The sequence below is a fragment of the Rhizobium phaseoli genome, from assembly GCF_003985125.1.
Lineage (GTDB): Bacteria > Pseudomonadota > Alphaproteobacteria > Rhizobiales > Rhizobiaceae > Rhizobium > Rhizobium phaseoli.
Genome location: NZ_ML133591.1, coordinates 14233 through 39968 on the forward strand (window position 1 = coordinate 14233; position 25736 = coordinate 39968).

Here is a 25736-nt window from a genome sequence, read left to right on the forward strand (position 1 = left end):
CATTTCAGCGCAAGGAGAATTGATATGTCTTACAAAACCATTCTCGCCATTCTCGATACCAGAGACAACAGCGCCGCCGTTGCCGATTTCGCCTTTGCCATTGCCGCCGAAAGCGGCGCTCATGTCATCGGACTGCATGCCGAAAACATCTCCGCCGTGCCGCTGGTGGCGCCGATGGAAATCCCCGATCCGGTTGCCGTGCAGGCGCTGCAGGACATGGCGCATAGCGAAACGACCGCCGTCGAGGGCATATTCCGCGCCATAGCGCAGGCCGCCGGCGCCTCCTCCGAATGGCGCAGCTTCGCCACATCGACCGGCTACGGCTCGGCGCCGCTGATCGACAGCGCGCGCAGCGCCGATCTTTTGATTGCGTCACAAGCCGATCCGGCCAACCCGTCCGACAGCCATGTCGATCTCGACAGTTTCCTCTTCGAAACCGGCCGGCCGGTGCTGATGATCCCCTATATCATCCGCCAGCCGAAGCCGATCAAACGCGTGCTGATCGCCTGGAACGGCTCGAAGGAGGCGGCGCGCGCAACCTTCGACGCGCTGCCGTTCCTGAAGGCGGCCGAGGCGGTGGAGATCTTTTCGGTCGATCCGGCCGAGACGGCGCCGCATTCATCGATGACCACAGGCGCCGAGATCGCCGCGACACTGGCCCGCCACGGCGTGAAGACGACGCTTTCGACGGCCCGAAGCGTGGACAGAAATACCTCGCATGTCATCGAAAACCGGCTTTCGGACGACAGCATCGACCTCCTGGTCATGGGCGCGCATGCGCATTCATGGCTGTGGCAGATGATCTTCGGCGGCACGACGAAGAGCTTGCTGCAATCGATGACGGCGCTGACGCTGTTGTCGCGATGACCGCCTGCCGCAAGGATCGGCGCTCTTGCCTTTTGCCGGCAAATCCCGCTAATTGCAGCGACCGATGAGGGCTTCGAGCCTCGGCCGATTTCGCGCAGTTCCGGCTCGCGCGATTTCCTGTTTCGCCGATCGCCGCCGCAAGCCCGTCCGGTCGCCGGCAAACGGCGTGTCATCTCTATCATGCCGCGGAGCAGCCCGATGTCCCTTCCCGATAAAGCCTTTCCCGTTTCCTGGGATCAGTTCCACCGCGATGCGCGCGCCCTTGCCTGGCGGCTTGCCGGCCTCGACCAGACGTTCAAGGCGATCGTCTGCATCACCCGCGGCGGCCTCGTTCCGGCCGCGATCATCTCGCGCGAACTGAACATCCGCCTGATCGAGACCGTCTGCATCGCCTCCTATCATGATTATGTGAACCAGGGCGACATGGTGCTGCTCAAGGGAATTGCGCCCGAGCTTGCGGAAAACGGCGGCGAAGGCGTGCTCGTCGTCGACGACCTCACCGATACCGGCAAGACCGCCGCGCAGGTGCGCACCATGCTGCCCAAGGCGCATTTCGCCTGCGTCTATGCCAAGCCGAAGGGTGTGCCGACCGTCGACACCTTCATCACCGAGGTGAGCCAGGATACCTGGATCTACTTCCCCTGGGACATGGGCTTCACCTATCAGGAGCCGATCGCCAAGGGCGCGCGCTGATCGCGACAATCGAAGGTGCGCCGGTCCTCGCCGGCGCACTTCAACAGCGCTGAATTCGCCTGCGAATCGCCATGCGCATTTGCGCCGGAAATGCCATCACAAGATTTGCCGCGGGACGCTTTTTTGCCGCTGCGGCATTCTCCTGAGCCGGCGACGCCTGCAAGTCATTGTATTTTCAGCGCTCCCCGGCTTTCCCCAATCTCCACAGGTGCATCCACAAGATGTTGTGGTTACCATTCAATTAAAAACCAGCCCTTGACGGAATCAGCAGTTTCAAACTTTACTGCTCCTGATGTTGCGGCGGCGACAGAACCGGAGGTAACGAGCCCGGTTCCCTTTGAAAAACAAGACGCAGAATCAGGGCATTGCGCCGGAATCGGTTCGGGCCCGAGGGGATCTCTGCGCAGTTTTCAGCCTCCAAAAAAAGTGACATCGGGACTGGCGATAATAAGCTGTTAATACTATATTTAGTGTTTGCAGCCACCATCACCACAAGATACAGGAAGGACATCTCCGGACGACACCCCTGTCACGATACGGAAACGAGACTGGCTGCACGACTGAATGTGCCGCCGGATAGGAATTTTGCGCCCTGGGGACAGGCGCCAACGCGAGGTCAAGACTATGCGCATCGAACGTCGTTTCACGAAGGCCGGCCAAGGCGCCTATGCGGATATTGAATTCCGCAAGGCGACGAGCGAGATCAAAAACCCCGACGGCTCGATCGTGTTCCGCCTCGAGAATATCGATGTTCCCGCGCAGTTCTCCCAGGTCGCAACCGACGTTCTGGCCCAGAAGTATTTCCGCAAGGCCGGCGTTCCCACCCGGCTGAAGAAGGTCGAGGAAAACGACGTTCCTTCCTTCCTGTGGCGCTCCGTTCCCGACGATGCCGCGCTGAAAAACCTGCCCAAGGACGAGCAGACCGGTTCCGAAGTCGATGCGCGCCAGGTCTTCGATCGTCTCGCCGGCACCTGGACCTACTGGGGCTGGAAGGGCGGCTATTTCTCTTCGGAGGAAGATGCGGCAGCCTTCAAGGACGAGCTTGCCTATATGCTCGCCACCCAGCGCGTCGCGCCGAACTCGCCGCAGTGGTTCAACACCGGCCTGCACTGGGCCTATGGCATCGACGGCCCCGGCCAGGGCCATTTCTACGTCGATCCCTTCACCGGCAAGTTGACCAAGTCCAAGTCGGCCTACGAACATCCGCAGCCGCATGCCTGCTTCATCCAGTCGGTCGAAGACGACCTCGTCAACGAAGGCGGCATCATGGATCTCTGGGTGCGTGAAGCGCGCCTGTTCAAATACGGCTCCGGCACCGGCTCCAACTTCTCGATGCTGCGCGGCGAAGGCGAAAAGCTTTCCGGCGGCGGCCGCTCCTCCGGCCTGATGAGCTTCCTGAAGATCGGCGACCGTGCCGCCGGCGCCATCAAGTCGGGCGGCACGACGCGCCGCGCCGCCAAGATGGTGGTCGTCGACATCGACCATCCCGATATCGAGGAATACATCAACTGGAAGGTCAAGGAAGAGCAGAAGGTTGCCGCCCTCGTCACCGGCTCGAAGATCGTTGCCAAGCACCTGAAGGCGATCATGAAGGCCTGCTTCAATTGCGAAGGCGGCGACAACGGCGATTGCTTCGATCCGGCCAAGAACCCTGCCCTGAAGCGCGAAATTCGCGCCGCCAAGAAGGACCAGGTTCCGGAGAATTACGTCCAGCGCGTCATCCAGTTCGCCCGCCAGGGTTATAAGGATCTCGAATTCAAGACCTACGACACGGATTGGGATTCGGAAGCCTATCTCACGGTCTCCGGCCAGAACTCCAACAACTCCGTCTCGATCAAGGACGACTTCCTGCGCGCCGTCGAAAATGACGGCGAATGGAAGCTGACCGCCCGCAAGGACGGCCGGGTGATGAAGACGCTGAAGGCGCGCGATCTCTGGGAAACCATTTCCTACGCCGCCTGGGCCTCGGCCGATCCGGGCATCCACTTCAACACGACGATGAACGACTGGCACACGTCGCCCGCCGGCGGCCCGATCCGCGGCTCGAACCCGTGCTCGGAATACATGTTCCTCGACGACACCGCCTGCAACCTCGCCTCGCTGAACCTCCTGCAGTTCAAGGACAAGGCCACCAAGCGCATCAATATCGCCGACTACGAACATGCCGTTCGCCTGTGGACCGTCGTGCTCGAAGTCTCGGTGATGATGGCGCAGTTTCCGTCGAAGCGCATTGCCGAACTCTCCTACGAATACCGCACGCTCGGCCTCGGCTATGCCAATATCGGCGGCCTGCTGATGTCGTCGGGCATTCCCTATGACTCCGCCGAGGCCCGCGCCATCGCCGGTTCGCTGACCGCGATCATGACCGGCATCTGCTATGCGACCTCGGCCGAAATGGCTGCCGAGCTCGGCCCCTTCCCGAACTTCGCGCCGAACCGCGAAAGCATGCTGCGGGTCATCCGCAACCATCGCCGCGCCGCTTACGGCGAAACCTCCGGCTATGAGGCGCTGTCGATCGACCCGGTCGCGCTGATCCATTCGGAAAACCCGGATCAGGATCTTGCCGCCCATGCCAAATCGGCCTGGGACAAGGCGCTCGAGCTTGGCGAACAGCATGGCTACCGCAATGCCCAGGTCTCGGTCATCGCGCCCACAGGCACGATCGGTCTCGTCATGGATTGCGACACGACCGGCATCGAGCCCGACTTCGCCCTCGTCAAGTTCAAGAAGCTCGCCGGCGGCGGCTACTTCAAGATCATCAACCGCGCCGTGCCGGACGCGCTGCGCACGCTCGGTTATTCCGAGAGCCAGATTGCAGAGATCGAGGCCTATGCCGTCGGCCATGGCAACCTGAACCAGGCACCGGCGATCAATCCGTCGACGCTGAAGGCCAAGGGCTTGACCGACGAGAAGGTGGAAGCCGTCAACGCGGCGCTGAAGAGCGCCTTCGACATCAAGTTCGTCTTCAACCAGTGGACGCTCGGCGCCGACTTCCTGAAGGAGACGCTGAAGGTTTCCGACGAACAGCTTGCCGACATGAGCTTCAGCCTGCTCGACCATATGGGCTTCTCGAAGAAGGACATCGAAGCGGCCAACATCCATGTCTGCGGTGCGATGACGCTGGAAGGCGCGCCCTTCCTGAAGACCGAGCATCTGCCCGTCTTCGATTGCGCCAATCCCTGCGGCAAGATCGGCAAGCGCTATCTCTCGGTGGAAAGCCATATCCGCATGATGGCGGCCGCCCAGCCCTTCATCTCCGGCGCGATTTCCAAGACGATCAACATGCCGAACGAGGCGACCGTCGAGGATTGCAAGAACGCCTACCTGCTCTCCTGGAAGCTTGGCCTCAAGGCCAACGCGCTCTATCGCGACGGCTCCAAGCTGTCGCAGCCGCTCAACGCCTCGCTGATCGAGGATGAGAACGACGAGGAAGCGCTGGAAGAACTGCTGCAGGCGCCGGTCGCCGCCCAGGCAGTCACCATCACCGAGAAGATCATCGAGCGGGTGATCGAACGTGTCTCGCGCGAACGCGAGAAGCTGCCGAACCGCCGTCAGGGCTATACCCAGAAGGCCGCCGTCGGCGGACATAAGGTCTATCTCAGAACCGGCGAATTCGGCGACGGCCGTCTCGGCGAGATCTTCATCGACATGCACAAGGAAGGTGCTGCCTTCCGTGCGATGATGAACAATTTCGCCATCGCCATCTCGCTCGGCCTGCAATATGGCGTGCCGCTCGAGGAATATGTCGAGGCCTTCACCTTCACCAAGTTCGAGCCGGCCGGCATGGTCATCGGCAACGACGCGATCAAGAACGCCACCTCGATCCTCGACTACGTCTTCCGCGAGCTTGCCGTCTCCTATCTCGGCCGTCATGACCTCGCCCATGTCGATACGTCGGACTTCTCCAATACCGCACTCGGCAAGGGCATCCAGGAAGGCAAGACCAACCTGCTGTCGACCGGCTGGACCCGCGGCTACAAGCCGACGCTGGTGTCCGGCACCGGCGGCGAACGCCAGGCGGGCGAACCCAAGGGGGCCGCCACCGCAGCCCCTGCCCGGGCCGCTTCCACCGGCACGGTCACAGCCTTTGCCGGCAGTGCGGCCCGCAAGCTGGAACCGACAGTCGCCATCTCCACCTCCGAAATCGTCGCCTTCAAGCGCGATTACGAGGAGCGCGCCAAGGAACTGGCCGAAGAGATCGCCGAAGAGGTGACTGAGGAAATCACCAGCGACGCCACCGCCCTCTTCTCCGACAAGGCGGCAGCCGATGCGGCTACGGCCAAGACCGAAGCCAAGAAGGTGGAAGCCGAACGCCGTCAGCGCTCGATCATGCAGGGCTATACCGGCAACATGTGCTCGGAGTGCCAGAACTTCACGATGGTGCGGAACGGCACTTGCGAGAAGTGCGACACGTGTGGGGCGACGAGCGGGTGCAGCTGAGCGGGCTGCATACACAGCTCATGTCACGTCCATTGAAACAATCTTCGGGGGCCGTTTGGCGGGATTGTTCCAACTAAAGCGCTATTGGACAGAAACAAAAAACAACTTTCAGGCGGACCACGCCGCCTGAAAGTTGTAGTCAGAGGAACAGAACACGAAGAAACGCTGGGGTTGCAATAAATGAGAAGTTCGCGCGTACGAGTGAGGTCGAAGTGACGAACGTGCATATCGAACGATCGAAGCATTTCTGGAAGCGATGATCGCCGAACTCGAAATCCCCGAGCACCGGTACGAGCAAGCAGATCGCAACTTCAAGTCGTTCGGTGGCTGGGGACACGGCGAAGGAGTTCAGTTCGACACCTCGACCCGCAGGTTTACTGCCGGGAGTCCTTCAGGGTTGGCCCCGCTATCCGGCCGCTCACGGGCGACTAAGAGTCCGATGTCGATTCGGTTTGCGAACTCCACCTTCTCACCAAGGATCATCTGTCACAGTTCGATCTGAAGCAACTGCTCGGCGCAGAGGTCGAGATGTACCACGACGCCCAGAACATGACGAAGCCCGTGCGCAAAGGGAACCGTTGCTGGATCCTCGATTATGCCGGTTGCGCTTAGTTCCACATGGACAAGCTCGCGGGCAATGACGCCAACTGAGGTTTCATGAGGCGGAACGTCACTGCTGGGCGGGCAACCGCCTACCGACGCTTCTCACCTTCTCTCTCCGGGTAAATGTCAATGTCAGCCGACCAGTAACGCTTGGCAATGTTCTGGCTGTTGCGGATGACGTGGTATGCAATATCGGGGTTGCCTCCCTCCAAGGTGTCCGGATCCCCCCGCACATCAGGCAGTACATGCGTTGATGAACGACGGCAGCGAAATACTCGAGTGCCGGCGCCGCCCCTTCCTTTCCTATAGCTGACATGCCTTCGGCAGCCAGATTTCTGGCTTCTTGCAGAGCGGCTAGGATTGCGATCGATAGCGCCTTATCAGCCTGCTCAATGACGTCGGCGATCTGCGTTTCGGCAGGATCGTTGCCGGAATTGTCTTGTGACATGGCTTCCCTTCGACGATTTCCGGTGCCGATTTAGTCACCCTCGGGCGCCTTGGTGAAGTACGAGAGCTAATTTCTAGTGCTTTCGATGAACGCACGATCTGTATCGGAGCCGCCGTCGAGCTCGACGACGCGGGCTTCGACCGCAGCCCGCAGCCGGCCGTCGATCTCCGGGTCCGCGGCACGTACATGTTCCACCAGGGCACGAACGTCTGCGCGGAGATGGCCAACTGCCGCCGTTCGCTCTGGTCTCTCTCGATATCCTCGTCGCGTTCTTTTTTCTCGCGGGTCGATGCTAGCCGGACCTGATCCATTTTCCCATCGGCGGGCGACGTTGCGGCCGGCATAGAGGATTTCCAAGAGACGTCAGGGTCTCCTCCCCTATAGGTCCGCACATCGGCACGGCATAGACGCATGAAGAGGTGGCGAAGCGTCGCTGAAGTATTCGTGCGGCGAGGTGCGGAAGCCAGCTGACTGTAGCTCGGCCCCGCCTGCGCGCACGGCTTGATCCACCGCTTCATCGATAGCGAGGAACAGTGCCTCATCCACCCCGCCCAGTCCGTCGTTTCTCTTCTGCACGAATTCCTCCCGTACCTGGCTACTCTCGCCGCGACATGGTTCGCCCGGAAAGGCGACTTGCGGTCAGTCCGGAAGAGGAATGAACTCAGAGCGATCGTCAATCGGGAGGTCAAAGCGACCCTGGCCCCACTTTCCGGCCCGCCACTCCGACTTCGCCTCTTCGATACGTTCCATCGACGAGGCAACGAAATTCCACCAAATGTATCTGGGTCCGGAGAACGTGGCGCCGCCGAGGATCATGATGCGCGCGCCCTGCTCGCCTGCCGCCACCATAATCCGATCTCCGGGACGGAACACCATCATCTGCATGGTGCCGAATTCCTGCCCGGCCACGGAGATCGAACCTTCGACGATGTAGATCGCCCGGTCTTCATGGTCGTCGGGCATTGGCAGACGCGCCGACGGCTCCAGCTTGACGTCGGCGTAGAAGGTCTCCGAAAACATTCTGGCCGGGGCATGCTCGCCGTAGGCGTTGCCCAAGATCAGTCGCGCCGAGACGCCCTTGTCCTCGATCATCGGAAGCGCAGTCTCGCCATAATGCTCGAATGAGGGCGTCACATCCTCATGACTTTCAGGCAGGGCCAGCCATGTCTGGATTCCAAACAAGCTGTTCGGACCGGTTCGTGCCGCGGCGCTCGTGCGCTCCGAATGCGATACGCCCCTGCCCGCGACCATCCAGTTCAACTCACCCGGCCTTATGATCTGGTCCGCGCCGGTGCTGTCCCGATGATGAAAGTCGCCGCGGTAGAGATAGGTGACTGTGCCGAGACCGATGTGCGGATGGGGCCGAACGTCGACGCCCTGCCCGGTTAGGAATTCGGCAGGGCCCGCCTGATCGAAGAAGATGAACGGACCGACCATCTGTCGGTTCGGCGCGGGCAGAGCGCGCCGGACTTCGAAGCCTCCCAGGTCGCGGGCTCGTGGGACGATCAGCGTTTCGATTGCGTCCGTTCCGACCTTGTCAGGGCATCCGGGTTCGATCGCCGGGTTCCAGCTCATGTACTACATCCTCCTTGTGGCCTGATCTGCGTTCGTAGAGGGAGAGCAAGCTGCGACAGAGCGCATCCCACTCTCCGTTTACGTCGGATTATACTCCTGCGCCAGCCTTTGGTGCCGCCGTGTTGAGCAACTGCTGCTCCCACAGATATGCAATCCCGCTACCGCCTGAATGCTGGACGATGATGTCCGTTAACTTTGCCGCCCGCTCGGCACGGGCCCAGTCCCGCTGCCATTCGGCTGCAAGCGCCAGCCAAGTCATCATGTTGACGCCGGCTGCGATCATGCGTTGAATCGCGATTTGGTGCGCCTCAACCGAAACTGCTCCCGAGGCGTCTGTAATCACGGTGACTTCCCAGCCCTCGCCGGCTGCCTGAATTGCCGGCATGGCGACGCATACCTCCGTCCAGAGGCCTGCGATGATCAGTTGCTTGCGGCCGGTCGCTTTCACGACGTCGACAACCTTCGGGTCCTGCCAGGTGTTGATCAACGTCCGGTCGATGATTTCCTGGCCGGGGAAAACGTCGGCGATCTGTGGGAACAGGTTGCCGCCGCGCTCCGCGATCACCGTGGTGAGAATCGTCGGGACGTCAAAGGCCTTAGCCGCCTTCGCCAGACCGACCGTGTTGTTGACCACCATGGTGGGCTCGTGGCTGTTCACGTTCGCGATCTGGTAGGGTTGATGGTCGATGAGGACGAGCACCGAATCCTCGGGGCGGATAAGGGAGTTGAGGCCGTTGCGAAAGGTCATGGAATATCCTTGGTTGGCGGTTCGTCGAAACACATGTGAACGCTCCGTTCGGAGGCACGAAGACCTTGTCATCGCCACCAATGATGCGGTAGCCCTCGGAGAAAGCGAGCTGTGTTGCAGAATGGGGAACACCGGATGGAAATAGAGGATATCAGAACCTTCGTGGAAGTTGCCGACGCGGGTGGCGTGACACCTGCCGCGCAACGCCTTGGCATCTCCAAATCGATGGTCAGCAGGCGCATCGCTCGGCTAGAGGCCGAGCTTGGTGCACAGCTTCTCTCACGAACGACGCGAGGAATCGCGCTCACCGAGGAAGGCGCCACTTTTCGAGATTATGCCGCCAGGATCTCGGCCGAGATCGATGCGGCGCGCGAGACGATCCTGCCCGCCGGCGAGCTCCGCGGCAGACTGCGAGTTGCAGCACCTCTTTCGTTTGGTCCGACGCACTTCGCCCCGGTGCTAGCTCAAATGGCGCGTCGACACCCGCAACTGCATGTCTACTCGTGCTACACCGACCGCTTCGTCGATCTGATTACGGAAGGTTTCGACTGCGCCATTCGGGTCGGATACCTCCCGGATTCCAATCTCGTCGCGAGACGCGTCGGGCCGCTCTATGGAAAGTTCGTAGCAAGCCCGGCCTATGTAGCGGCGAACGGGGCACCCGAGACGCCAGACGAGCTTCTCAATCATCAGGCTCTTATGCAGGGGACGGAAGTCTGGCAGGTCGCGGATGGCGACCAAGTCCTGAACATTAGGCCGCAAGGACGCTTCAAGGCCGACAACGGCGTTGCGCTCCTAGCGGCCGCGCTGGAAGGGATCGGCATTGCCAGACTTCCAGACGGCCTCACTGATCAGCATATCGCCACTGGTACGCTCGTCGAGGTGATGACGCGTTACCCACCGCCCACCGCCGGCATCTTCGTCGTCAGACCTCCCGCACAGCACCCCTCCCGAAAAGTTCGTGTGCTGACGGAGATGCTGATCGAGTGCTTCGATTCCGGCTCGTAAAGAAGAGACGTCGGGGCGCTGTTCCGCTTCGCGCAACATGCTGTCGCAATCCCCGTCACTTCAAGAGGCGCACCTGGCGCATCAGATAAGCCGAACAACCTGTCAGGAGGCTCCGCAAATCTGCGGCGTCTTGACCCGACGGGGATGAAAGGAATCGACCCACATGATTGATTTGAGTGGAAGGCGCGCCCTGGTAACCGGCGGCTCTCGTGGCATCGGCGCGGCTATCGCTGTGGCTCTTGCCGACAGCGGCGCCGACGTGGCGTTCACCTACCATCGCTCGACCGAGAAAGCCGAGGCGGTTGTCAGGTCCATTGAAAGCCATGGCCGCCGCGCCGCCGCCATCCAGGCTGACAGTGCCGACCCGCAGGCCATCGCTCGTGCGGTAGAAGAAGCCGTGGCGAAGCTGGGCGGGCTGGACATCCTTGTCAACAGCGCAGCCATTGGCCATGCGGGGAACATCGCCGATTTGAACCTGGAAGAATATCAAACGGTGATGGACGTCAACGTTCGTGCGCCGGTGCTGTTCGCAAAGGCTGTAATTCCGCATCTGCGCGATGGCGGTCGTATCGTCACGATCGGCTCCGCACTCGGCGAGCGCGTTCCTTTCCCTGGGATAACACCGTACGCGATGTCGAAGGCGGCTTTGACCTCGTTTACCCGCGGGCTATCCCGCGAACTAGGGCCAAACGGCATCACCGTAAACCTCGTTCAGCCTGGTGCGACAGATACGGATTCGAACCCCGCCGACGGCGCGGCTGCCGATTTCCAGCGAAGCCTGACGTCGCTGGGACGCTACGGCGAACCGAGGGAGATAGCGAACGCCGTGGTATTCCTGGCAAGCCCCGCCGCTGCCGTGATCACGGGTGCGACCCTTACTGCGGACGGCGGCGCGATCGCCTGATAATGGTATCCTGCGAGCCGGCGAACGTGCAAGCGTGCCCGGCTCACGTAAGCGGAGCCACAGGTTATGCTCGCGTGGAAACGCAGCGCGTAAACGCGGCTGGCAGGACATCAACAATAACGAGCGCATTCAAGATCAGTGCGCACGTCCGTGAACATGTTTCCTTTCGGGCCGGGTTCGCTGGCAGCTAAATGTCATAGCGGAATTACCCCGAGGTCGGCGTCCGCCTCTTTCACTTCGATCCGCAGGCCAAGCCCTCTGCAGGGTTGCTCGATCAGTCTTGCAAAACATCCCTCGCGATGTTCAATAACACCAGCAAGAGTGGGGGAATCGATGCGTCACATCGTGGCTGGGTTGTTGTTTCTATGCGCGTTTCCTCTGTCCGCAGCGGAGATCACGCGAGAACCGTTGGAAGGCGACACGGACCTGATCTCGGTCACGGGCGTCTTGAACGACGGTGACGAAATCGTCTTCAGAAACCTGGCCGCCGCCTCCAGCAAGGCCCTTGTGTTTTTGAACAGCGAGGGCGGGGATCTCAAAGCCGGGATCGAGATCGGGCGGGCCATTCGCCTTCGAGGCTTTGCCACGGCGACCCCGCCGGGGGCCTTGTGCGCGTCAGCCTGCGCCCTCACCTGGCTTGCCGGGTCGCAGCGGTTTCTGCAGCCCGAATCCAATATCGGCTTCCATGCCGCCTATCGCGTGGTGGACGGCAAGGCCAGCGAGAGCGGCGTCGCCAATGCCCTGGTCGGAGCCTACCTCAACCAGTTGGGATTATCCGACACCGCCATCGCCTACGTGACGTCGGCACCGCCTGAAGGCATCGCGTGGCTGACGGCCGCTAAGGCTCAGGCCGTGGGCATTACCTACGACGCGGTTGATGAGGACGGACCTGATCCGGCGTCCGAGGCGGGCAAGACGTTTCCGCACGATCCCATGCGCACGGTGACGGCTTTTTACTCCGCGCTCGCAGCAGCCGATGGTGAAACCGCCTCGGCGCTGGTCATTCCGGAAAAGCGTGGCCAGGGGCCTTTCAATGAAGCATCAATCCACGCCTTCTTCGGCGCGATGTCGCAGCCGCTCAAACTGACAGGCACGGCGCTGCGCGGCAGTGATGATGTCCGGGTTTCCTACGAATACGTCACCAATGAGGGCCGTCGCTGCAAGGGTCGCGCCGACGTCCAGACCACCTACGTGTTTGGCAAGACCCTGGTTTCCAGGATCAAGGCGCTTGACGGCTGCTAGCGCGTCGGCCGGAAAATCGGAACGATTTTCGGGACAGCAGGATATGTACATTGAAAGTGTTAGAGATGCCGCTTGCCCAGCAACTGCCGCACCCTATCGGCGGACCGGCGATATCTACTTGCCATACCTCAGGGAGTTGGCATCGCATTTGTGCCACGCCCAGTCCATTCCGGCTTCGCCGTCATGGCCGTAGCACCAGTCAACACGATCAAGCAGCGGACCGAGCGCGTCGCGCCGTTTGCAGGCCCGCTCCGTCGCGATGCCGTAACGATCGGTGCTGCCGCGGCAGATGTCGTCCAGCCCTATCCACTGATCAATCAACCGATCCGGCGCCTTGGCTGCCTTGTCCGTGGCGAGCACCTTGCCGGTCTCGGACTCGATCTGCAGAGAGGCCGTGTTCCACACGTAAGAGAACTCCGCCATCCCCGAGGACGTCTTACCCGTGTTCTTGTTGCGGGCAAACCACTCGACAATTCCTGACATTTCGCATTTTCCGGCACAGCTCGCAGTCACGGAGCCGGGCTTGACGCTGTAGACGCGCTCCGGCCAGCGTTGCGCGAAGGTCGCCTTGTCCTTCAGGATGACGTCTTTGTCGACCGAGGTTCCGAAGAAGGAGACCTCGTCCGCATAGACGCCGCTCATGAAGGCCAACGCCGAGGCACTGTCTTTCGACCATTCGTCATTGTATCGGTTGACGAAATCAACCGCCTCCGTGGTCAGGTCGCCGGGTTCGGATGCGCCGGCCTCCTCGGAATCGCTCGAGTCTGACGGCATGTCGGCGGGTGTTGCGCTCACCTGCGCGGCGTCCGACGGCGGCGACGCGCTTTCCTGGGCCGAGGGCATGTTCTCGGGCGTGTTGATGTTCCAGTCGCGCATTTCCGCAGCGGTGAGATACCTGATGTCGGAACTGTCGATCGACAGGCTGAGCTGCAGCAGATTGGGGCTTACGCCCATGTCGGTAAGATATCCGATGATCTCGCCGGTCACCCCTTGAACGGTCGAGACTGCCAATTTGCTGTCCGTGGCGCCATCGCCGGATAGGGAAGCCCGATGCACGCCGATGGAGCCCGGCTCGGCAAACCTTTCAACGCCACCGACGAAGGCGAAGGCGCAAGCCGATGCACATTCCTTAGCTCTGATCTGGATTGTTCTTGCATTCAGCGCGCGGATAGCGCGGCCGAACTTGATTGCAGTGTCAACGTTTCCACCGGGTGAGTCAAAGGTGATGTAGTCCGGTCGGTACTGCTTGTATTCGTCGACAAGCTTCGTCGGATCGTCGGAGAATTCGAACACGCCCTTTATCCCCAGACCGCGCTCTCCCGGCGCGCCGTCCAGACGTTGGTAGGAAATTTCCGCATGCGCCTCTCCGAACAAGGCGACGAACGCCAGCAGCATCGATATCAACCAGACGGATTTCCGCATTCTTCCCCAGCCCTCGAGCACCTGTATTTCCCCTGTCGTCATTCGCAGCATAGCTTGGCAGCTCTGTATAGCCGGATGATGAAATCACCTGCCCGTGAAGCTCGACTCATCGGCGACTGCCGACGCCGATTACGGTCTCAAGAACAATAGCTTCGCAGAGAATGTTGATAGCTACCCCAGCAGCCTAAGATCAATGCACAACAGGCGATCTTCTGGCAAGCGTCACAATCAGAAGTGTTGAGACAAGGTAAATGCCGGCCTTCGCTGGGAAGCGTCTCGTTTCGCAAAGCATTATGGACCTGTGCAGTGAATATCGGCTATGTCGCCTGCACCAAAGCATTTGAGCAGCGAGGCCTTTCGTGACTTCTCCCTACGACAATCACGCCCTCGACCTGAGCAGCGATCTCGATTTTTTCTCCCTCCTGACCGGAAGCTACCAACGCATTGTCGGCCGTCGCCTTGTCCAGGACAGACAGGGGCCGGATTGGCTTTACCACGATGCACCCTTCGTCGTCCTCGCGCACAATACCCTGCCCGACCCGCGTTTCATCTACGCGAACCGCACTGCGCAGACATGCTTCGAATATGGCTGGGATGAATTCGTCTCGCTGCCGTCGCGGCTTTCGGCCGAGCAGCCGGACCGCGCCGAGCGTCAGCGGCTGCTGGATAGCGTGACCCGCGATGGTTTTGTCGAGAATGGCCGCGGCGTCAGGATCGCCAAATCGGGGCGCCGTTTCTGGATCGAGAAGGTGACCGTCTGGCAGCTTATCGATGAAACGGGCAAGCGGCTGGGCCAGGCCTCGACATTCCCGTCGTGGCGGGACGCCTAGTCTCTCCGTCCAATCGCCGGGCCGCAGCCTGATGCGCTGTACCCGGGCGGTGACGTCACGGCTTTGCGCAGTCGGGATGCGCCGCCTGGAAGGCCGGCAGTTCGGCGCACCGGGCATCGATATCGACGATGCGTTTGAAATCCGTGAGATCGACGCCCCAGCGGCGAGCGTTGTAGACTTGCGGGACAAGGCAGAGGTCGGCCATCGTCGGCGCATCGCCGAAGCTGAAGGCTCCGCCGGCGCCATCGATCATCGCCTCCAGCTTGCCAAGTCCGTCGGCGATGAAATGCTGCATCCATTCCTCGCGGGCTTCGGCCTTCTCGGTCACTTCAATCAGATGCGCCACGACATGCAGGTTGCAGATCGGATGGATATCCATGGCGACCGCATAGGCCAGCGCGCGCACATGCTGGCGGCCGGCGCTGTCTCCTGGCAGCAATCCACCTTCCGGGCGCAGCTCGGCCAGATATTCGATGATGGCAAGCGACTGGGTCAGAACTTGTCCGTCGATCACCAGGGTCGGCACCAGCCCCTGCGGGTTGAGCGAGAGATAGTCCGGCTTCCTGTGGGCTGCCTCCAGCAGATTGACCGGCACCGTCCTGTAGTCGATGTCAAGCAGGTTGAGCGCGATGCGGACGCGATAGCTCGCCGACGATCGCCAATAGTCGTAAAGAACGACCTCGCTCATCGCGGCCCCTCTCCTCCAGAGCGTTCGACAGTCTGCTCGATCGCCCCGAAGATCGAATGGCCGGCACGGTCCTTCATCTCGATGCGGACCTGGTCGCCGAACTGCATGAAGGGGGTTTTCGGCGAGCCAGTTTCGATCCTCTCGATCATCCGGATTTCGGCGATGCAGGAATAGCCGTCGCCGCCATCTTCGACCGGTCGGCCCGGGCCGCCCTCCCGCTTGTTGGAAACCGTTCCCGAGCCGATGATCGTTCCGGCCGCAAGATTGCGGGTTTTGGCGGCATGGGCGATCAGCTGGCCGAAATCGAAGGTCATGTCGATGCCGGCATTGGCCTTGCCGAAAGGCTTGCCGTTCAGGCTGACCAGCAGCGGCAGATGCAGCTTGCCGCCATCCCAGGCGTCTCCGAGCTCGTCCGGCGTCACCGCAACCGGCGAAAAGGCCGAGGCTGGCTTGGACTGGAAGAATCCGAACCCCTTGGCCAGCTCGTCGGGGATCAGGCCGCGCAGCGAGACGTCGTTGACGAGCATCACCAGGCGGATGGCATCGCGCGCCGCCTGCGGGTCCGATCCCATGGCGACGTCGCCGGTGATGACGGCGACCTCTCCCTCCATGTCGATCCCGTAAGCGGCGTCTGCCATCACGATCGGATCGCGCGGCGCAAGGAAACCATCCGAACCGCCCTGATACATCAAAGGATCGGTCCAGAAGCTTGCCGGCATTTCGGCACCGCGCGCCTTGCGCACCAGTTCGACATGGTTGACGTAGGCGGAGCCATCGGCCCATTGATAGGCCCGCGGGAGAGGTGACGCAGCGTCATGCTCGTGAAAGCGGAATGTCGGCTGGGCGCCGGTCTCGATGCCTTCGGCAATCCCTGCAAGTCTCGGCGCCACGTGCTCCCAGTCGTCGAGGGCCGCCTGCAGCGTGCGGGCGATATGGCCGACTTCGGAGCAGCGGGTCAGGTCGCGGGAAACGACGACGAGGCGGCCGTCCCTGGTGGAGTCCTTCAAGGTCGCAAGTTTCATGTGCCAATTCCGATGCTATCACTTGATACCGGGGGTTCCGTCGAACTTGCGTTCCAGCCCGTCCCAGCACTCGAGATAATCGTCCTGCAGCGTTTCCAGCTCGGCGGCGTATTTCGTCAGTTGCTGCGGGTATCGGGTCTCGAACATGAAGGCCATGGTGTGATCGAGCTTCACCGGTTTGAGCTCGGCATTGGCTGCCTTTTCGAAGGCGAGCGCATCCGGCCCGTGCGGCAGCATCATGTTGTGCAGGCTCATGCCGCCCGGCACGAAGCCCTCCTCCTTGGCATCGTACTGGCCATGGATCAGCCCCATGAACTCGCTCATGATGTTGCGGTGATACCAGGGCGGGCGGAAAGTGTGCTCGGCCACCAGCCAGCGCGGCGGAAAGATCACGAAATCGACATTGGCGGTGCCGGCATCTTCGGTCGGTGCGGTCAACACCGAAAAGATCGACGGATCGGGATGGTCGAAGAGAATGGCGCCGACCGGAGAGAATGTCCTGAGATCGTATTTGAACGGGGCATAATTGCCGTGCCAGGCCACCACGTCGAGCGGCGAGTGGCCGATCTCGGTAACATAGAATTTTCCGCACCACTTCACATGTACGCGGCAGGGCTTCTCCTTGTCCTCGTAGGCGGCGACAGGCGTCTTGAAATCGCGCGGGTTTGCCAGGCAGTTGGCGCCGATCGGACCACGCTCCGGCAGCGTGAATTTGGCGCCGTAGTTTTCGCATATGTAACCACGCCAGGCCGTCTGCTCGCCGGTCCTGAGGATCTTGAACATCATGCCGCGGGGGATGAGGCATATTTCCAGCGGCTCGACATCCATGATGCCCATTTCGGTGAACACCCTGAGGGCGCCGAGCTGCGGCACGATCAGCAGTTCGCCGTCGGCGTTGAAGAAATAGTCATCGACCATGTCCTCGTTGAAGACATAGGCATGCGCCGACATGCCCACCTGGGTCGTGGCGTCGCCTGCCGTCGTTATCGTCCGTACCCCTTCCAGAAAATTGAGTCTTACCTCGGGCGCAGGGATAGGATCCCAGCGAAGCTGGCCGAGAGGCAGCGAATGCTCGTCGAGGCAGGGCGCGGTCTTCCAGAGCGGATAGGAAGCGTTGGAAAAGCGCCGCGTGTGGCGCACGCTCGGGCGAATGCGGTAAAGCCAGGACCTTTCGTTCGTTCCGCGCGGGGCGGTGAACGGCGAGCCGGAAAGCTGCTCGGCATAGAGGCCGTAATTGCATTTCTGCGGGCTGTTCTGGCCCTGCGGCAAAGCGCCGGGAAGCGACTCGGTTTCGAAGTCGTTGCCGAAGCCCGGCATATATTTCAGTTGGTCGGCCGCCGCCGCACCACCGCTGGAAGCCTGGATCGATGTCTGGTCCATTGCTCAACTCCTCCCCCGAAAACTCAAGTCCCGAAAACTCCGGCGCCGCGTGCCTTTCAGACACGCAGGCGCTGCAGAGTTTACTCCGCTGCGGTCCCGATGACACCACGCTTGATCTGATCCGCCTCGATCGACTCGAAAAGAGCGCGGAAATTGCCTTCGCCGAAACCTTCGTCACCCTTGCGCTGGATGAATTCGAAGAAGATCGGGCCGATGACGGTTTTCGAGAAAATCTGCAGCAGGATTTTGGTCATGCCGCCATTCACCACACCTTCGCCGTCGATGAGGATGCCGTGTTTCTTCATGCGCTCGATAGGTTCACTGTGGCCGTGCACGCGTTCATAGGACATGTCGTAATAGGTCTCCGGCGGACCCGGCATGAAGCGCAGGCCGTTGTCGGCAAGCCGGTCGGTCGCCCCATAAATATCCTCGGTGCCGACGGCGATGTGCTGGATGCCCTCGCCGCGGTACTTCTTCAGATATTCCTCGATCTGGCTGGTGTCGTCCTTCGATTCATTCAGCGGAATGCGGATCTTGCCGCAGGGCGAGGTGATGGCGCGGCTGACCAGACCGGTGATGCGACCGTCAATGTCGAAGAAGTGGATCTGCTTGAAATTGAACAGCTCGCGGTAGAAATCCCACCACTTGTCCATGTTGCCGCGGAAGACATTGTGCGTGAGGTGGTCGAGATAGTAGAAGCCGATCCCTTCCGGGCGCGGGTTAGGCTCGCCCAGCCAGTCGAATTCGGCATCGTAGGCCGATCCCTTGGCGCCATAGGTCTCAACGAAATAAAGCAGCGAGCCGCCAATACCGACAATTGCCGGAACATCAAGCATCTTGTCATCGCCTTCATAGGGAACGGCGCCCTTCGACACCGCATGGTCGAAAGCGTGTTTGGCGTCGACGACACGCCAAGCCATCGATGCAGCGCAAGGACCGTGCTTTTCGACGAAGCGGGCGGCGTGACTGCCGGGTTCGGCATTGATGACATAGTTGATGTCGCCCTGGCGCCAGACGGTGATGTCTTTCGTCTTGTGCTTGGCGACGGCAGCATAGCCCATGCGTGTGAAGAGCTCGCTGAGCTTTTCAGGTTCGGGATGCGCGAACTCGACGAATTCGAAACCGTCGGTGCCGGCCGGGTTGTCGGCAGTGATTTGGGATGGCGGCGCATCATGCGGGAAAGGGCCCATTTTCTCCTCCCAAGGGATTGGGGTTTAACTGCGCAAAGTGTGGCCCAAAACGCGTGCAAAATCCTTGCATTCTTCATGGCTCAGGAAGATATTATGCACGGTTCGTGAGTGTTTTGGAGATATTCCGCAATGGATGAACAGCTCGATAAAATGGATTTGCGCCTGTTGCAGGAACTGCAAAAGGACGGCAGGCTGACGAATAACGAGCTGGGCGATCGGATCGCGCTGTCACCGTCGCAATGTTCGCGCCGGCGGACGCGGCTGGAGGCCGAGGGCTATATCCGCAGCTACCGGGCCTATCTCGATCGGGAAAAGCTGGGTCTGGACATGCTGGTGGTCATTTCTGTGACGCTTGCCACCCACAACAGAGACAACGCCCAACGTTTCTCCCAACTGATCAACGGACTGCCGGAGGTTCTCGAAGCCTATGCTTTGACCGGTGAAATGGACTATCACCTGAAGGTGGCGACCCGCGGGCTCGCCGACCTCTCCAAATTCGTCAATGACGTTCTGTTGCCGCACGAGTCGGTGCAGCACGTGAAGACCTCGATCGTGCTCGACACGCTGAAGACCTTCGAGGGCTTTCCGGTGCGCATGCCCGGCAGCTGGCACGGCGACAGCGCGGGCTGATTTCCCGTTGTCACCGATCGGCGACCCATTTGGCGACGAACGTCAAAGCGGCAGTTCGGTCGAGAATTTGAGCTCGCGCAGCACGAAGCTCGAGACCACGGTGCGCACATGCGGGTTGCGCATGAGGTAACGGGTCATGAAGGCTTCGTAGCTTTCGACGTCACTGGCCCGGATCTTCAACATGTAATCGAAGGCGCCCGACAAGGCGTAGCACTCCATAATTTCGGGCCGCTCCAGCACCACCGAAGCGAAGGAGGCGACCGCCTCTTCGTGGTGATCCTCCAGCGTGACATGCGCGATCACGCAGAGCTTGAGGTCGAGTTTGCCGGGGTCGAGCAGCGTCACGCGCTTGCGGATAACACCGTCGGCTTCCAATTCCTGGATCTTCCGCCAGGCGGAGCTTTGCGACATGCCGGCCTTCTCTGCCAGATCTGCCAGCGACAGGCTGCCATCGGCCTGGATGAGCTTCAAAAGCTTGCGGCGAAAGTTCCCGGTTTCTTTCATTTTTGCCCTCTGGGTCGAGAATATTTTTCAGCACTATGGCGAGAACCGGCACGAAAGAAAAGAAAATCCGCCCGTCCCGGAGCATAATTGCAGAAATAGCGCCATTCCTGGGAGGATCAGTGCCGATGACCAAAGAAAGCAGCTACACCGCGAAACTGCCCGGCCCGGACGGCCTCTACGACTACAGCCCCGAAGAAGATGCGATCTGGGGCGAACTCTACCGGCGTCAGATGAAAATATTGGCCGACACGGCCTGCCAGGAATATCTGGATGGCGTCAAACTGCTGGGCTTGAAGCCGGAGAAAGTGCCTCAGCTTCTCGAGGTGGACAGACGCCTCAACGAAACCACCGGCTTTGGCGTCGAAGGCGTGCCGGCGCTCATCCCGCCCTCGCGCTTTTACGAACTTCTGTCGCAAGGCAAATTCCCGCTGGCAACCTTCCTGCGCCGCCGCGAGCATATCGACTACATCGAGGAGCCGGACCTGTTCCACGAGGTCTTTGGCCACTGCCCGCTGCTGACCAACCAGAGTTATGCCAATTTCGTTCGCCATTTCGGCGAAGCCGCCGTCCGCCTCGGCAAAGGCTATTCCTGGCATCTGTTCCGGATCTTCTGGTTCACCGTCGAATTCGGCCTGATCAACACCTCGCAAGGCCGCCGCTGCTTCGGCGCCGGCATCGTCTCGTCACCGAGCGAAGCCAAGGCGGCAACCGAAGGCAAGACGTGCGAATTCCGGCCGTTCGATCTGATGAGCGTTCTCAGGACCCCCTACCGCATCGATATCCTCCAGCCGATCTATTACGTCATCGACAGCTTTGCCGATCTGGAAGCGATCGTGGAACAGGATATCGGCGGCATGATCCTCAAGGCGAAATCGCTGGGTGACTTCGCCCCGGCTTTCGAGGCCAAGGCCTCATAGCCGCTGATTTGACGGGGAACGTGTGGAACTGCGAGGTGCCGTGTCTCACTTCGGAGCGGCCGGACTGCGATTGACGAAATCAACCAGGACGCCCGGCTTGACCATGCCGGCCAGCTCTTCGGCGTCCCAGTTCGTCAGCCGCACGCAGCCATGCGAGCCGACCTTGTCGATCAGTTTTGGTTCCGGTGTGCCATGGATTCCATAGGTCGGCTCGGTCAGGTCGATCCAGACGGTGCCGACCGGTCCGTTCGGCCCTTTCGGAATGGTCAGGACCTTATCGTTCTTTCCCTGCTTGAAGTTGAGCCTCGGATCATACCGGTAGACCGGCATTCTCGCGACGCCTTTGACTTTGTGCTTTCCCGAGGGTGACGGATTGTCTTTGCTGCCGATCGTTGCGGGATAGACAGCCAGTACAGACCCGTCTTCGCCGTAGGCCAGTACCTGCCCCGTCTTCCTGTCAGCCTCGATCCGCTTGACCTTGCCTTCCCTCGGCGGCCCAGGATCCACGACCCATACAGTGTCTCCGGCTGCGAATTGCGAAGCTGGATTGAGCGCCTTCAAGAGATCGAGATCCATATGGAAGCGTTCGGACAGCTTCTCCGCGACACTGGTATAACCAAGCATCTGCATCTTGGCCTTCTCGCCGTAATCCTCGGGGATCCTGTCAACAAGACCGGTGGCATCCTCCGGCGAGACGACATAGGTCGCAACGATCGGAGAATTGTCTTCCAAACGGGAAACGAGATCGGGATCCGGCCGGCCATCGACGGGGAGCTTGTTCATAGCCTGGTAGCCTGCCACCGCCTTGTCGACGTTCTCTCCGGAGAGGCCGTCGATCACGCCGGGAGACGAGCCCGCGCGGTCGAGAAGAACCTGAAGGCGAACGATTGCGGGGTCCGGATCTGCGGATGAGGGCTTCTTCGCTCCGATGTCAGCAAGCGACGCAGCGTTGATCACGTCGGGTCGCAGTTCCCGCGCAGCCGCGCCGCCAACGAAGATGGCCAAAGCGAGCAGCGACATCGGCAGGGCTGTTTTCATGGATGACAAATGGCCGAGGTGGGAATTTGTTCCCACGCGGACTGCGCACGTCCGGGACGGCCTCTGCGACAGGTCCGGCTTGAGACAGCTGCCGTCACAGCGTCTTCGCGCGCTTCCTGGCATCGCGTGATCTTGCCGCGCGGCGCGCAGGCCTCAGTTCCTCGATCGTCGGCAGCCACCATCTGGCGCCTTGGAGCGGCGGAGTTTTTGCAGGCCACGCGCGGACGAGCACTTCGAATGTCGGCACCCGCCAAGATCCCCAGAGATCCCCCTCGTCGACGCCGGGATAGACGTCCGCAACGAGGTTGGGATCAACCAGTTCGCCGGTGATGTCAGTAAAGACAACAATCCCATAGGAGATGCTCACCGGACGTCCTATCGGCGGCAAGTCGTCGGCGGCAAGCGGGTAACGATGGCGCTTTCGTTCGGCGGCGCGACGCCTGCTGCGCCTATCCTGTTCGGTTCCCTTGCGCTCTTCGGCGCGCCGTCGTCTTTCCTCCGGCTCGTTTCTGCGAGCCGCCGCTTCAATGGCGGCCCATCTGCGTCTCAGGTCCTCATAGGATCGGAAGGGGACGTGCCAAAGGCGAAGGTCGCCGTCCCACCGGGAGAACGGCACTTCGCGCAGTTCATCGACGAGGGTCTTCGAATAGGGTGTGCGGATTCGAAAGCCTGCCTTGCCGAGTTCAAGATATGGACTGTCGATGGGATCGAAGGCGAAGGCATCGCGCCCCTTCGCATCCGCATGCGCGTCGGCTTCGGCCTCCAGCTCGGCAAGCCATCGTCCGATGCGGCGGGATGCCGTCCTGCCGGGAACGAACCACGCCTTGCGATCATCGCTCCAGCGCGCGCGGGGGAAGCGTCTTCGGAATTGCTCGACAGTCATCCTGTCGTAGGGAAAGGAAACGTCCGCGCCGGGCTTTCGATCGTCTTCGCCGGAGGGCGCCGCGTCGGAAGATTTTGTTTCGGTCATGCGAGGAGAACGCTTGCGCACCGGGATCGGTTTCCAGCGCAGTGGGCCGCCGTACAGGTCATATTGAAAGGGTCACGGCCCCATTGCCAGGGCCGAAGCTAGTGAACCGTCCTCGACGGCTTTTCCGGGCGGGAAATGTTATGCAGCGTCGCCATGAGCTTTTCGAACTCGTTCAGAACCCGATTGAACTCGGCGTCCTGCATGGTGACGATTTCCGATATCGTCGAGGAGACCGACGCAATGAGCCTGTCGATCCAGACACAGCGATCGGCCGGCACGTTTCCGAGAACCTCCTGACGCAGCGTCTTCAACTCACGAAGAATGCGCATGATGAGGGCTCCCCGCTCCGCCCTGCTCAAGAACGGAAGCCTTGTCTGCGCCTGGTGGATTTCTGCTATCAGCGTCATCGCCATCCCCACTCTCCGCCCTCAAATACAACCGGATATCACAACCGGTGCGATTACAACACGGACTTTAGTCTGGCATGCCCGCTCGGCGCGATATTGTACGCTCGCCGCGGCCATGGTTAGTTGCTGATCGCGACCAGATCCGACATGTCGCAGCTTCGCCGCGGCCCGTTCCAGGGTTGATAACTATTGTCTTCCGGCCGGTATGACCGATAGCGAGCGGCGCATCGGGCAGCAGCCTGTGCACTCACTTTCGTGCCGCCGCCTTCGTCGCTTTCGGCGATATTCTGCTGGAACGGCGAAGAACATTCGCGGGTCTCACCGCTATAGGATCGGTAGCTATTGGTCGCCGGATCAAAGGAGCGGTAACGCTGCGCGCACCAGGCGAGATGCTGGAGGGACAATTCCGGCTGCGGCGTCTGCATGTCGCTCGACGGGCGAGCGGGCGGCGCCGTTGTGCTTGACGCCACGGTCGCCGGCGCTTCGGTGACATAGCTGGAATAGAGCGGGGCAATTCGTTCATAGTGCTGTTGCCGAGGATCGACTTTCACCGGGCTCGCCGTCCATAGATCGCGCGCGGCCATATCAGGGAAAGCGTGCGGTTCCGAATCCGCCACGACGTGCGAGGCAACCGATGCCGCGGCCATACAGGCGCTAACCGAACTGACGATGCCGAAGGCGACGGATGCAATGGCGTTCATTGACCCGCCCCCTCGTGTTGGGCCTGCGGAACCCAGACGCGCGGCCCAGCACTGCTGTGGCCGCTGGTGGCGACAAGCACAGCGAGAATGCCGGCGATGGCGAGCAGGATGGCAATCAGCGGTACGGCCAGGCCAGCGGATTTTTCTTCGGAATGGATCATGTTCCTTCTCCCTGGCGCCGGCGGCGCAGGCCGCCGCCAGCGCCGCGGCGCTTTAGGCCGAGATGATGTAGACGATGGTGAACGACGAGGGATCGACGATGACGATCCGGCCGTCCGCCAGGATGAAGAAACGATAGGCCTTGTACTGCGGCACGATCTCGATGATCCGCGGCGGCAACGGTTCGAGCCTGATCTTCTTCGGAATGCTGGTCCCGACCGAGACCGTGAAATTCGTCTCCCGAACCGGCTCGACATGGACCTCCTTCACGACGCTGCGGATTTCCGTCTGCTGCTCGACCGAAATGTTGACGTTGGTCGTGGTGTTCGTCTGGGTCTTGCTGCTGTCGACCGAGGTGTTGCTGTTCGACTGGCTCTCGCTCGAACCGCTGGAAGGCTTCGCCTCACCCGATTTCTGGGTTTCGCCGGAGTCGGTCTGGGTGCCGGCGTCTTTGCTGCCGGCCGGCTGCTGGCTTTCCGGCGAAGCCTGGCCCGGCTCGGTCGTTTTCGAGCTGCCGGAAGTTTCACCGGAGCCTCCGCTCTGTGTCTTCGCGTCGGGCTGCGTCTTGGCGCTAGGCTCCGTCGTCTGGCCAGAGGATCCATCCGTGGTGGCTCCAGAGGATGCACCCGACGAACTTCCGCCGGAGCCGGATGGCTGCTGCGTGCCCTGGTCAGTCGCTGCATCCGGCTGCTGGGTCGCCGCGCCACCGGACTGGCCGCTCTGGGCGGCACCCTTCTTCGGAATGATCGGTGCGTCCTGCGCCGAGGCGGACATGAGGCCAACCGGCGAAACGCCGATCGAGAGTGCCGTCATCAGGATGGCGAGTGTCTTGGTCTTCATAATAATCTCTCTTTTGTCGGCCGCACGACGACGCTGCGGTCGATCGTGCGGCTGATCCAAACAATGATTTTTGGGAAGCAAGACGCGGCATAGCCGCGTGGACGATCAGGTCACTTGATCACCTGGATCACCTTGCGTGACGAGGGTTCGACGATGACACGCTCGTCATTGACCACGGCGTAAGCATATGTCGGGTCGTCCGGGATGGGCGTCACGACGACCGTTTCCGGCAGCGGCTGGCCGACGACGACTTTTTCCTTCACCACCACGCGCGTCGACGGTGCCGGAGCTTCGCGGACATAGGTGACGACCTTTTGCGGCGGCGGATCGATCGCCGTGCCGACAACTGCGCCGGCCACGCCACCGATAGCAGCGCCAGCGGGACCACCGACGATCGCGCCTGTCACCGCGCCGCCGGCCGCGCCGTTGACGGTCGAGGACTGGGCGAAGGCGACACCTGCCGTCAGGGACAGTGTAGTTGCCGCGACGGCAACAATCTTGGAGAGCATT

The 25736-nt window shown here is 61.1% G+C and carries 25 protein-coding genes; 9 read left to right on the forward strand and 16 right to left on the reverse strand.

Translation table 11 applies throughout. The annotated features are described in order from the left end of the window. Positions 1–24: 24 nt before the first annotated feature. The 3 genes from EFD56_RS28155 (at position 25) to EFD56_RS28170 (ending at position 6000) form a co-directional block, all read left to right on the forward strand. A complete protein-coding gene (locus EFD56_RS28155; protein WP_085742305.1) occupies positions 25–867 on the forward strand; it encodes a universal stress protein in 843 nt (280 codons plus the stop codon). A gap of 198 nt (positions 868–1065) precedes the next feature. Next, the gene (gpt, locus tag EFD56_RS28160) at positions 1066–1560 is read left to right on the forward strand and encodes a xanthine phosphoribosyltransferase (RefSeq protein ID WP_010025058.1); all 495 of its coding nucleotides are present in this window, start codon (positions 1066–1068) and stop codon (positions 1558–1560) included. Between the two features lie 624 nt (positions 1561–2184). Then, entirely contained in the window at positions 2185–6000 is a 3816-nt protein-coding gene (locus EFD56_RS28170; RefSeq protein WP_085742304.1) for a vitamin B12-dependent ribonucleotide reductase, read from the forward strand. 670 nt (positions 6001–6670) lie between these two features. Here the strand turns inward: EFD56_RS28170 and EFD56_RS28175 are convergent. The 3 genes from EFD56_RS28175 to EFD56_RS28190 form a co-directional block, all read right to left on the reverse strand. Beyond that, positions 6671–7051, reverse strand: a complete 381-nt coding sequence (locus tag EFD56_RS28175) for a hypothetical protein (RefSeq protein WP_010006341.1) — start codon at positions 7049–7051, stop codon at positions 6671–6673. A 639-nt stretch (positions 7052–7690) separates the two neighbouring features. Next, positions 7691–8626, reverse strand: a complete 936-nt coding sequence (locus EFD56_RS28185; protein WP_085742303.1) for a pirin family protein — start codon at positions 8624–8626, stop codon at positions 7691–7693. 88 nt (positions 8627–8714) lie between these two features. Beyond that, a complete protein-coding gene (locus EFD56_RS28190) occupies positions 8715–9374 on the reverse strand; it encodes a hydrolase (protein ID WP_085742302.1) in 660 nt (219 codons plus the stop codon). A gap of 135 nt (positions 9375–9509) precedes the next feature. On the opposite strand from EFD56_RS28190, the gene EFD56_RS28195 reads away from it, so the two are divergent. The 3 genes from EFD56_RS28195 (at position 9510) to EFD56_RS28205 (ending at position 12528) form a co-directional block, all read left to right on the forward strand. Further along, positions 9510–10382, forward strand: coding sequence for a LysR family transcriptional regulator (locus EFD56_RS28195; RefSeq protein WP_012483538.1), 873 nt, complete (start codon positions 9510–9512; stop codon positions 10380–10382). A 163-nt stretch (positions 10383–10545) separates the two neighbouring features. Further along, a complete protein-coding gene (locus EFD56_RS28200; RefSeq protein WP_085742301.1) occupies positions 10546–11286 on the forward strand; it encodes an SDR family NAD(P)-dependent oxidoreductase in 741 nt (246 codons plus the stop codon). A gap of 333 nt (positions 11287–11619) precedes the next feature. Continuing rightward, positions 11620–12528 (forward strand): COG3904 family protein, encoded by a 909-nt coding sequence (locus EFD56_RS28205; protein WP_085742300.1) that lies wholly within the window; start codon positions 11620–11622, stop codon positions 12526–12528. A gap of 114 nt (positions 12529–12642) precedes the next feature. On the opposite strand, the gene EFD56_RS28210 is transcribed toward EFD56_RS28205, so the two are convergent. After that, complete coding sequence (locus EFD56_RS28210) at positions 12643–13971, reverse strand: COG3904 family protein (protein ID WP_085742299.1); 1329 nt, start codon at positions 13969–13971, stop codon at positions 12643–12645. A gap of 338 nt (positions 13972–14309) precedes the next feature. On the opposite strand from EFD56_RS28210, the gene EFD56_RS28215 reads away from it, so the two are divergent. Continuing rightward, positions 14310–14780, forward strand: a complete 471-nt coding sequence (locus tag EFD56_RS28215) for an MEKHLA domain-containing protein (protein WP_126906882.1) — start codon at positions 14310–14312, stop codon at positions 14778–14780. Positions 14781–14835: 55 nt separating this feature from the next. Here EFD56_RS28215 and maiA read toward each other — a convergent pair whose 3' ends face one another. From maiA to hppD, 4 genes are all read right to left on the reverse strand, one after another. Next, entirely contained in the window at positions 14836–15468 is a 633-nt protein-coding gene (gene maiA / locus EFD56_RS28220; RefSeq protein ID WP_010009719.1) for a maleylacetoacetate isomerase, read from the reverse strand. Further along, positions 15465–16490, reverse strand: a complete 1026-nt coding sequence (locus EFD56_RS28225) for a fumarylacetoacetate hydrolase family protein (RefSeq protein ID WP_126906883.1) — start codon at positions 16488–16490, stop codon at positions 15465–15467. The genes maiA and EFD56_RS28225 overlap by 4 nt, the downstream gene beginning before the upstream one ends. 18 nt (positions 16491–16508) lie before the next feature. After that, the gene (hmgA, locus tag EFD56_RS28230) at positions 16509–17870 is read right to left on the reverse strand and encodes a homogentisate 1,2-dioxygenase (protein WP_085742297.1); all 1362 of its coding nucleotides are present in this window, start codon (positions 17868–17870) and stop codon (positions 16509–16511) included. 80 nt (positions 17871–17950) lie between these two features. Further along, entirely contained in the window at positions 17951–19060 is a 1110-nt protein-coding gene (gene hppD / locus EFD56_RS28235) for a 4-hydroxyphenylpyruvate dioxygenase (RefSeq protein WP_085742296.1), read from the reverse strand. Positions 19061–19189: 129 nt separating this feature from the next. On the opposite strand from hppD, the gene EFD56_RS28240 reads away from it, so the two are divergent. Continuing rightward, positions 19190–19690: an Lrp/AsnC family transcriptional regulator gene (locus tag EFD56_RS28240; RefSeq protein WP_085742295.1), complete on the forward strand. Its 501-nt coding sequence runs from the start codon at positions 19190–19192 to the stop codon at positions 19688–19690. Positions 19691–19732: 42 nt separating this feature from the next. Here the strand turns inward: EFD56_RS28240 and EFD56_RS28245 are convergent, their stop codons facing one another. Further along, complete coding sequence (locus tag EFD56_RS28245) at positions 19733–20194, reverse strand: Lrp/AsnC family transcriptional regulator (protein ID WP_010030248.1); 462 nt, start codon at positions 20192–20194, stop codon at positions 19733–19735. A gap of 125 nt (positions 20195–20319) precedes the next feature. Between EFD56_RS28245 and EFD56_RS28250 the strand changes: the two genes are divergently transcribed. Beyond that, a complete protein-coding gene (locus EFD56_RS28250) occupies positions 20320–21111 on the forward strand; it encodes a phenylalanine 4-monooxygenase (protein ID WP_085742294.1) in 792 nt (263 codons plus the stop codon). Between the two features lie 45 nt (positions 21112–21156). Here EFD56_RS28250 and EFD56_RS28255 read toward each other — a convergent pair whose 3' ends face one another. From EFD56_RS28255 to EFD56_RS28280, 7 genes are all read right to left on the reverse strand, one after another. Further along, on the reverse strand, positions 21157–22149 hold the full coding sequence (locus tag EFD56_RS28255) for a L,D-transpeptidase family protein (protein WP_085742293.1): 993 nt from the start codon (positions 22147–22149) through the stop codon (positions 21157–21159). 94 nt (positions 22150–22243) lie between these two features. Further along, the gene (locus EFD56_RS28260; protein ID WP_126906884.1) at positions 22244–23119 is read right to left on the reverse strand and encodes a hypothetical protein; all 876 of its coding nucleotides are present in this window, start codon (positions 23117–23119) and stop codon (positions 22244–22246) included. A 98-nt stretch (positions 23120–23217) separates the two neighbouring features. Beyond that, on the reverse strand, positions 23218–23532 hold the full coding sequence (locus EFD56_RS28265) for a hypothetical protein (protein ID WP_037114345.1): 315 nt from the start codon (positions 23530–23532) through the stop codon (positions 23218–23220). 113 nt (positions 23533–23645) lie between these two features. Then, positions 23646–24227 (reverse strand): BA14K family protein, encoded by a 582-nt coding sequence (locus tag EFD56_RS28270; RefSeq protein ID WP_085742291.1) that lies wholly within the window; start codon positions 24225–24227, stop codon positions 23646–23648. Beyond that, entirely contained in the window at positions 24224–24388 is a 165-nt protein-coding gene (locus EFD56_RS32815) for a hypothetical protein (protein ID WP_016732813.1), read from the reverse strand. The genes EFD56_RS28270 and EFD56_RS32815 overlap by 4 nt, the downstream gene beginning before the upstream one ends. Positions 24389–24440: 52 nt before the next feature. After that, positions 24441–25226, reverse strand: coding sequence for a DUF1236 domain-containing protein (locus EFD56_RS28275; RefSeq protein ID WP_085742290.1), 786 nt, complete (start codon positions 25224–25226; stop codon positions 24441–24443). Positions 25227–25336: 110 nt separating this feature from the next. Then, positions 25337–25735 carry a DUF1236 domain-containing protein gene (locus EFD56_RS28280; RefSeq protein WP_012483523.1) on the reverse strand — a complete coding sequence of 133 codons (399 nt, stop codon included), beginning with the start codon at positions 25733–25735 and terminating at the stop codon, positions 25337–25339. Position 25736: the final 1 nt, after the last annotated feature.

Coding starts and splice junctions, on each gene's coding strand:
- EFD56_RS28265 (WP_037114345.1), bottom strand. CDS start 23,532: ATGGCGATGACGCTGATAGCAGAAATCCACCAGGCGCAGACAAGGCTT.
- hppD (WP_085742296.1), bottom strand. CDS start 19,060: ATGGGCCCTTTCCCGCATGATGCGCCGCCATCCCAAATCACTGCCGAC.
- EFD56_RS28270 (WP_085742291.1), bottom strand. CDS start 24,227: ATGAACGCCATTGCATCCGTCGCCTTCGGCATCGTCAGTTCGGTTAGC.
- maiA (WP_010009719.1), bottom strand. CDS start 15,468: ATGAGCGAGGTCGTTCTTTACGACTATTGGCGATCGTCGGCGAGCTAT.
- EFD56_RS28280 (WP_012483523.1), bottom strand. CDS start 25,735: ATGCTCTCCAAGATTGTTGCCGTCGCGGCAACTACACTGTCCCTGACG.
- EFD56_RS28255 (WP_085742293.1), bottom strand. CDS start 22,149: ATGAAAACAGCCCTGCCGATGTCGCTGCTCGCTTTGGCCATCTTCGTT.
- EFD56_RS28155 (WP_085742305.1), top strand. CDS start 25: ATGTCTTACAAAACCATTCTCGCCATTCTCGATACCAGAGACAACAGC.
- EFD56_RS28250 (WP_085742294.1), top strand. CDS start 20,320: ATGACCAAAGAAAGCAGCTACACCGCGAAACTGCCCGGCCCGGACGGC.
- EFD56_RS28185 (WP_085742303.1), bottom strand. CDS start 8,626: ATGAGCTGGAACCCGGCGATCGAACCCGGATGCCCTGACAAGGTCGGA.
- EFD56_RS28175 (WP_010006341.1), bottom strand. CDS start 7,051: ATGTCACAAGACAATTCCGGCAACGATCCTGCCGAAACGCAGATCGCC.
- EFD56_RS32815 (WP_016732813.1), bottom strand. CDS start 24,388: ATGATCCATTCCGAAGAAAAATCCGCTGGCCTGGCCGTACCGCTGATT.
- EFD56_RS28170 (WP_085742304.1), top strand. CDS start 2,185: ATGCGCATCGAACGTCGTTTCACGAAGGCCGGCCAAGGCGCCTATGCG.
- gpt (WP_010025058.1), top strand. CDS start 1,066: ATGTCCCTTCCCGATAAAGCCTTTCCCGTTTCCTGGGATCAGTTCCAC.
- hmgA (WP_085742297.1), bottom strand. CDS start 17,870: ATGGACCAGACATCGATCCAGGCTTCCAGCGGTGGTGCGGCGGCGGCC.
- EFD56_RS28245 (WP_010030248.1), bottom strand. CDS start 20,194: ATGAAAGAAACCGGGAACTTTCGCCGCAAGCTTTTGAAGCTCATCCAG.
- EFD56_RS28260 (WP_126906884.1), bottom strand. CDS start 23,119: ATGACCGAAACAAAATCTTCCGACGCGGCGCCCTCCGGCGAAGACGAT.
- EFD56_RS28190 (WP_085742302.1), bottom strand. CDS start 9,374: ATGACCTTTCGCAACGGCCTCAACTCCCTTATCCGCCCCGAGGATTCG.
- EFD56_RS28240 (WP_085742295.1), top strand. CDS start 19,190: ATGGATGAACAGCTCGATAAAATGGATTTGCGCCTGTTGCAGGAACTG.
- EFD56_RS28205 (WP_085742300.1), top strand. CDS start 11,620: ATGCGTCACATCGTGGCTGGGTTGTTGTTTCTATGCGCGTTTCCTCTG.
- EFD56_RS28225 (WP_126906883.1), bottom strand. CDS start 16,490: ATGAAACTTGCGACCTTGAAGGACTCCACCAGGGACGGCCGCCTCGTC.
- EFD56_RS28200 (WP_085742301.1), top strand. CDS start 10,546: ATGATTGATTTGAGTGGAAGGCGCGCCCTGGTAACCGGCGGCTCTCGT.
- EFD56_RS28275 (WP_085742290.1), bottom strand. CDS start 25,226: ATGAAGACCAAGACACTCGCCATCCTGATGACGGCACTCTCGATCGGC.
- EFD56_RS28195 (WP_012483538.1), top strand. CDS start 9,510: ATGGAAATAGAGGATATCAGAACCTTCGTGGAAGTTGCCGACGCGGGT.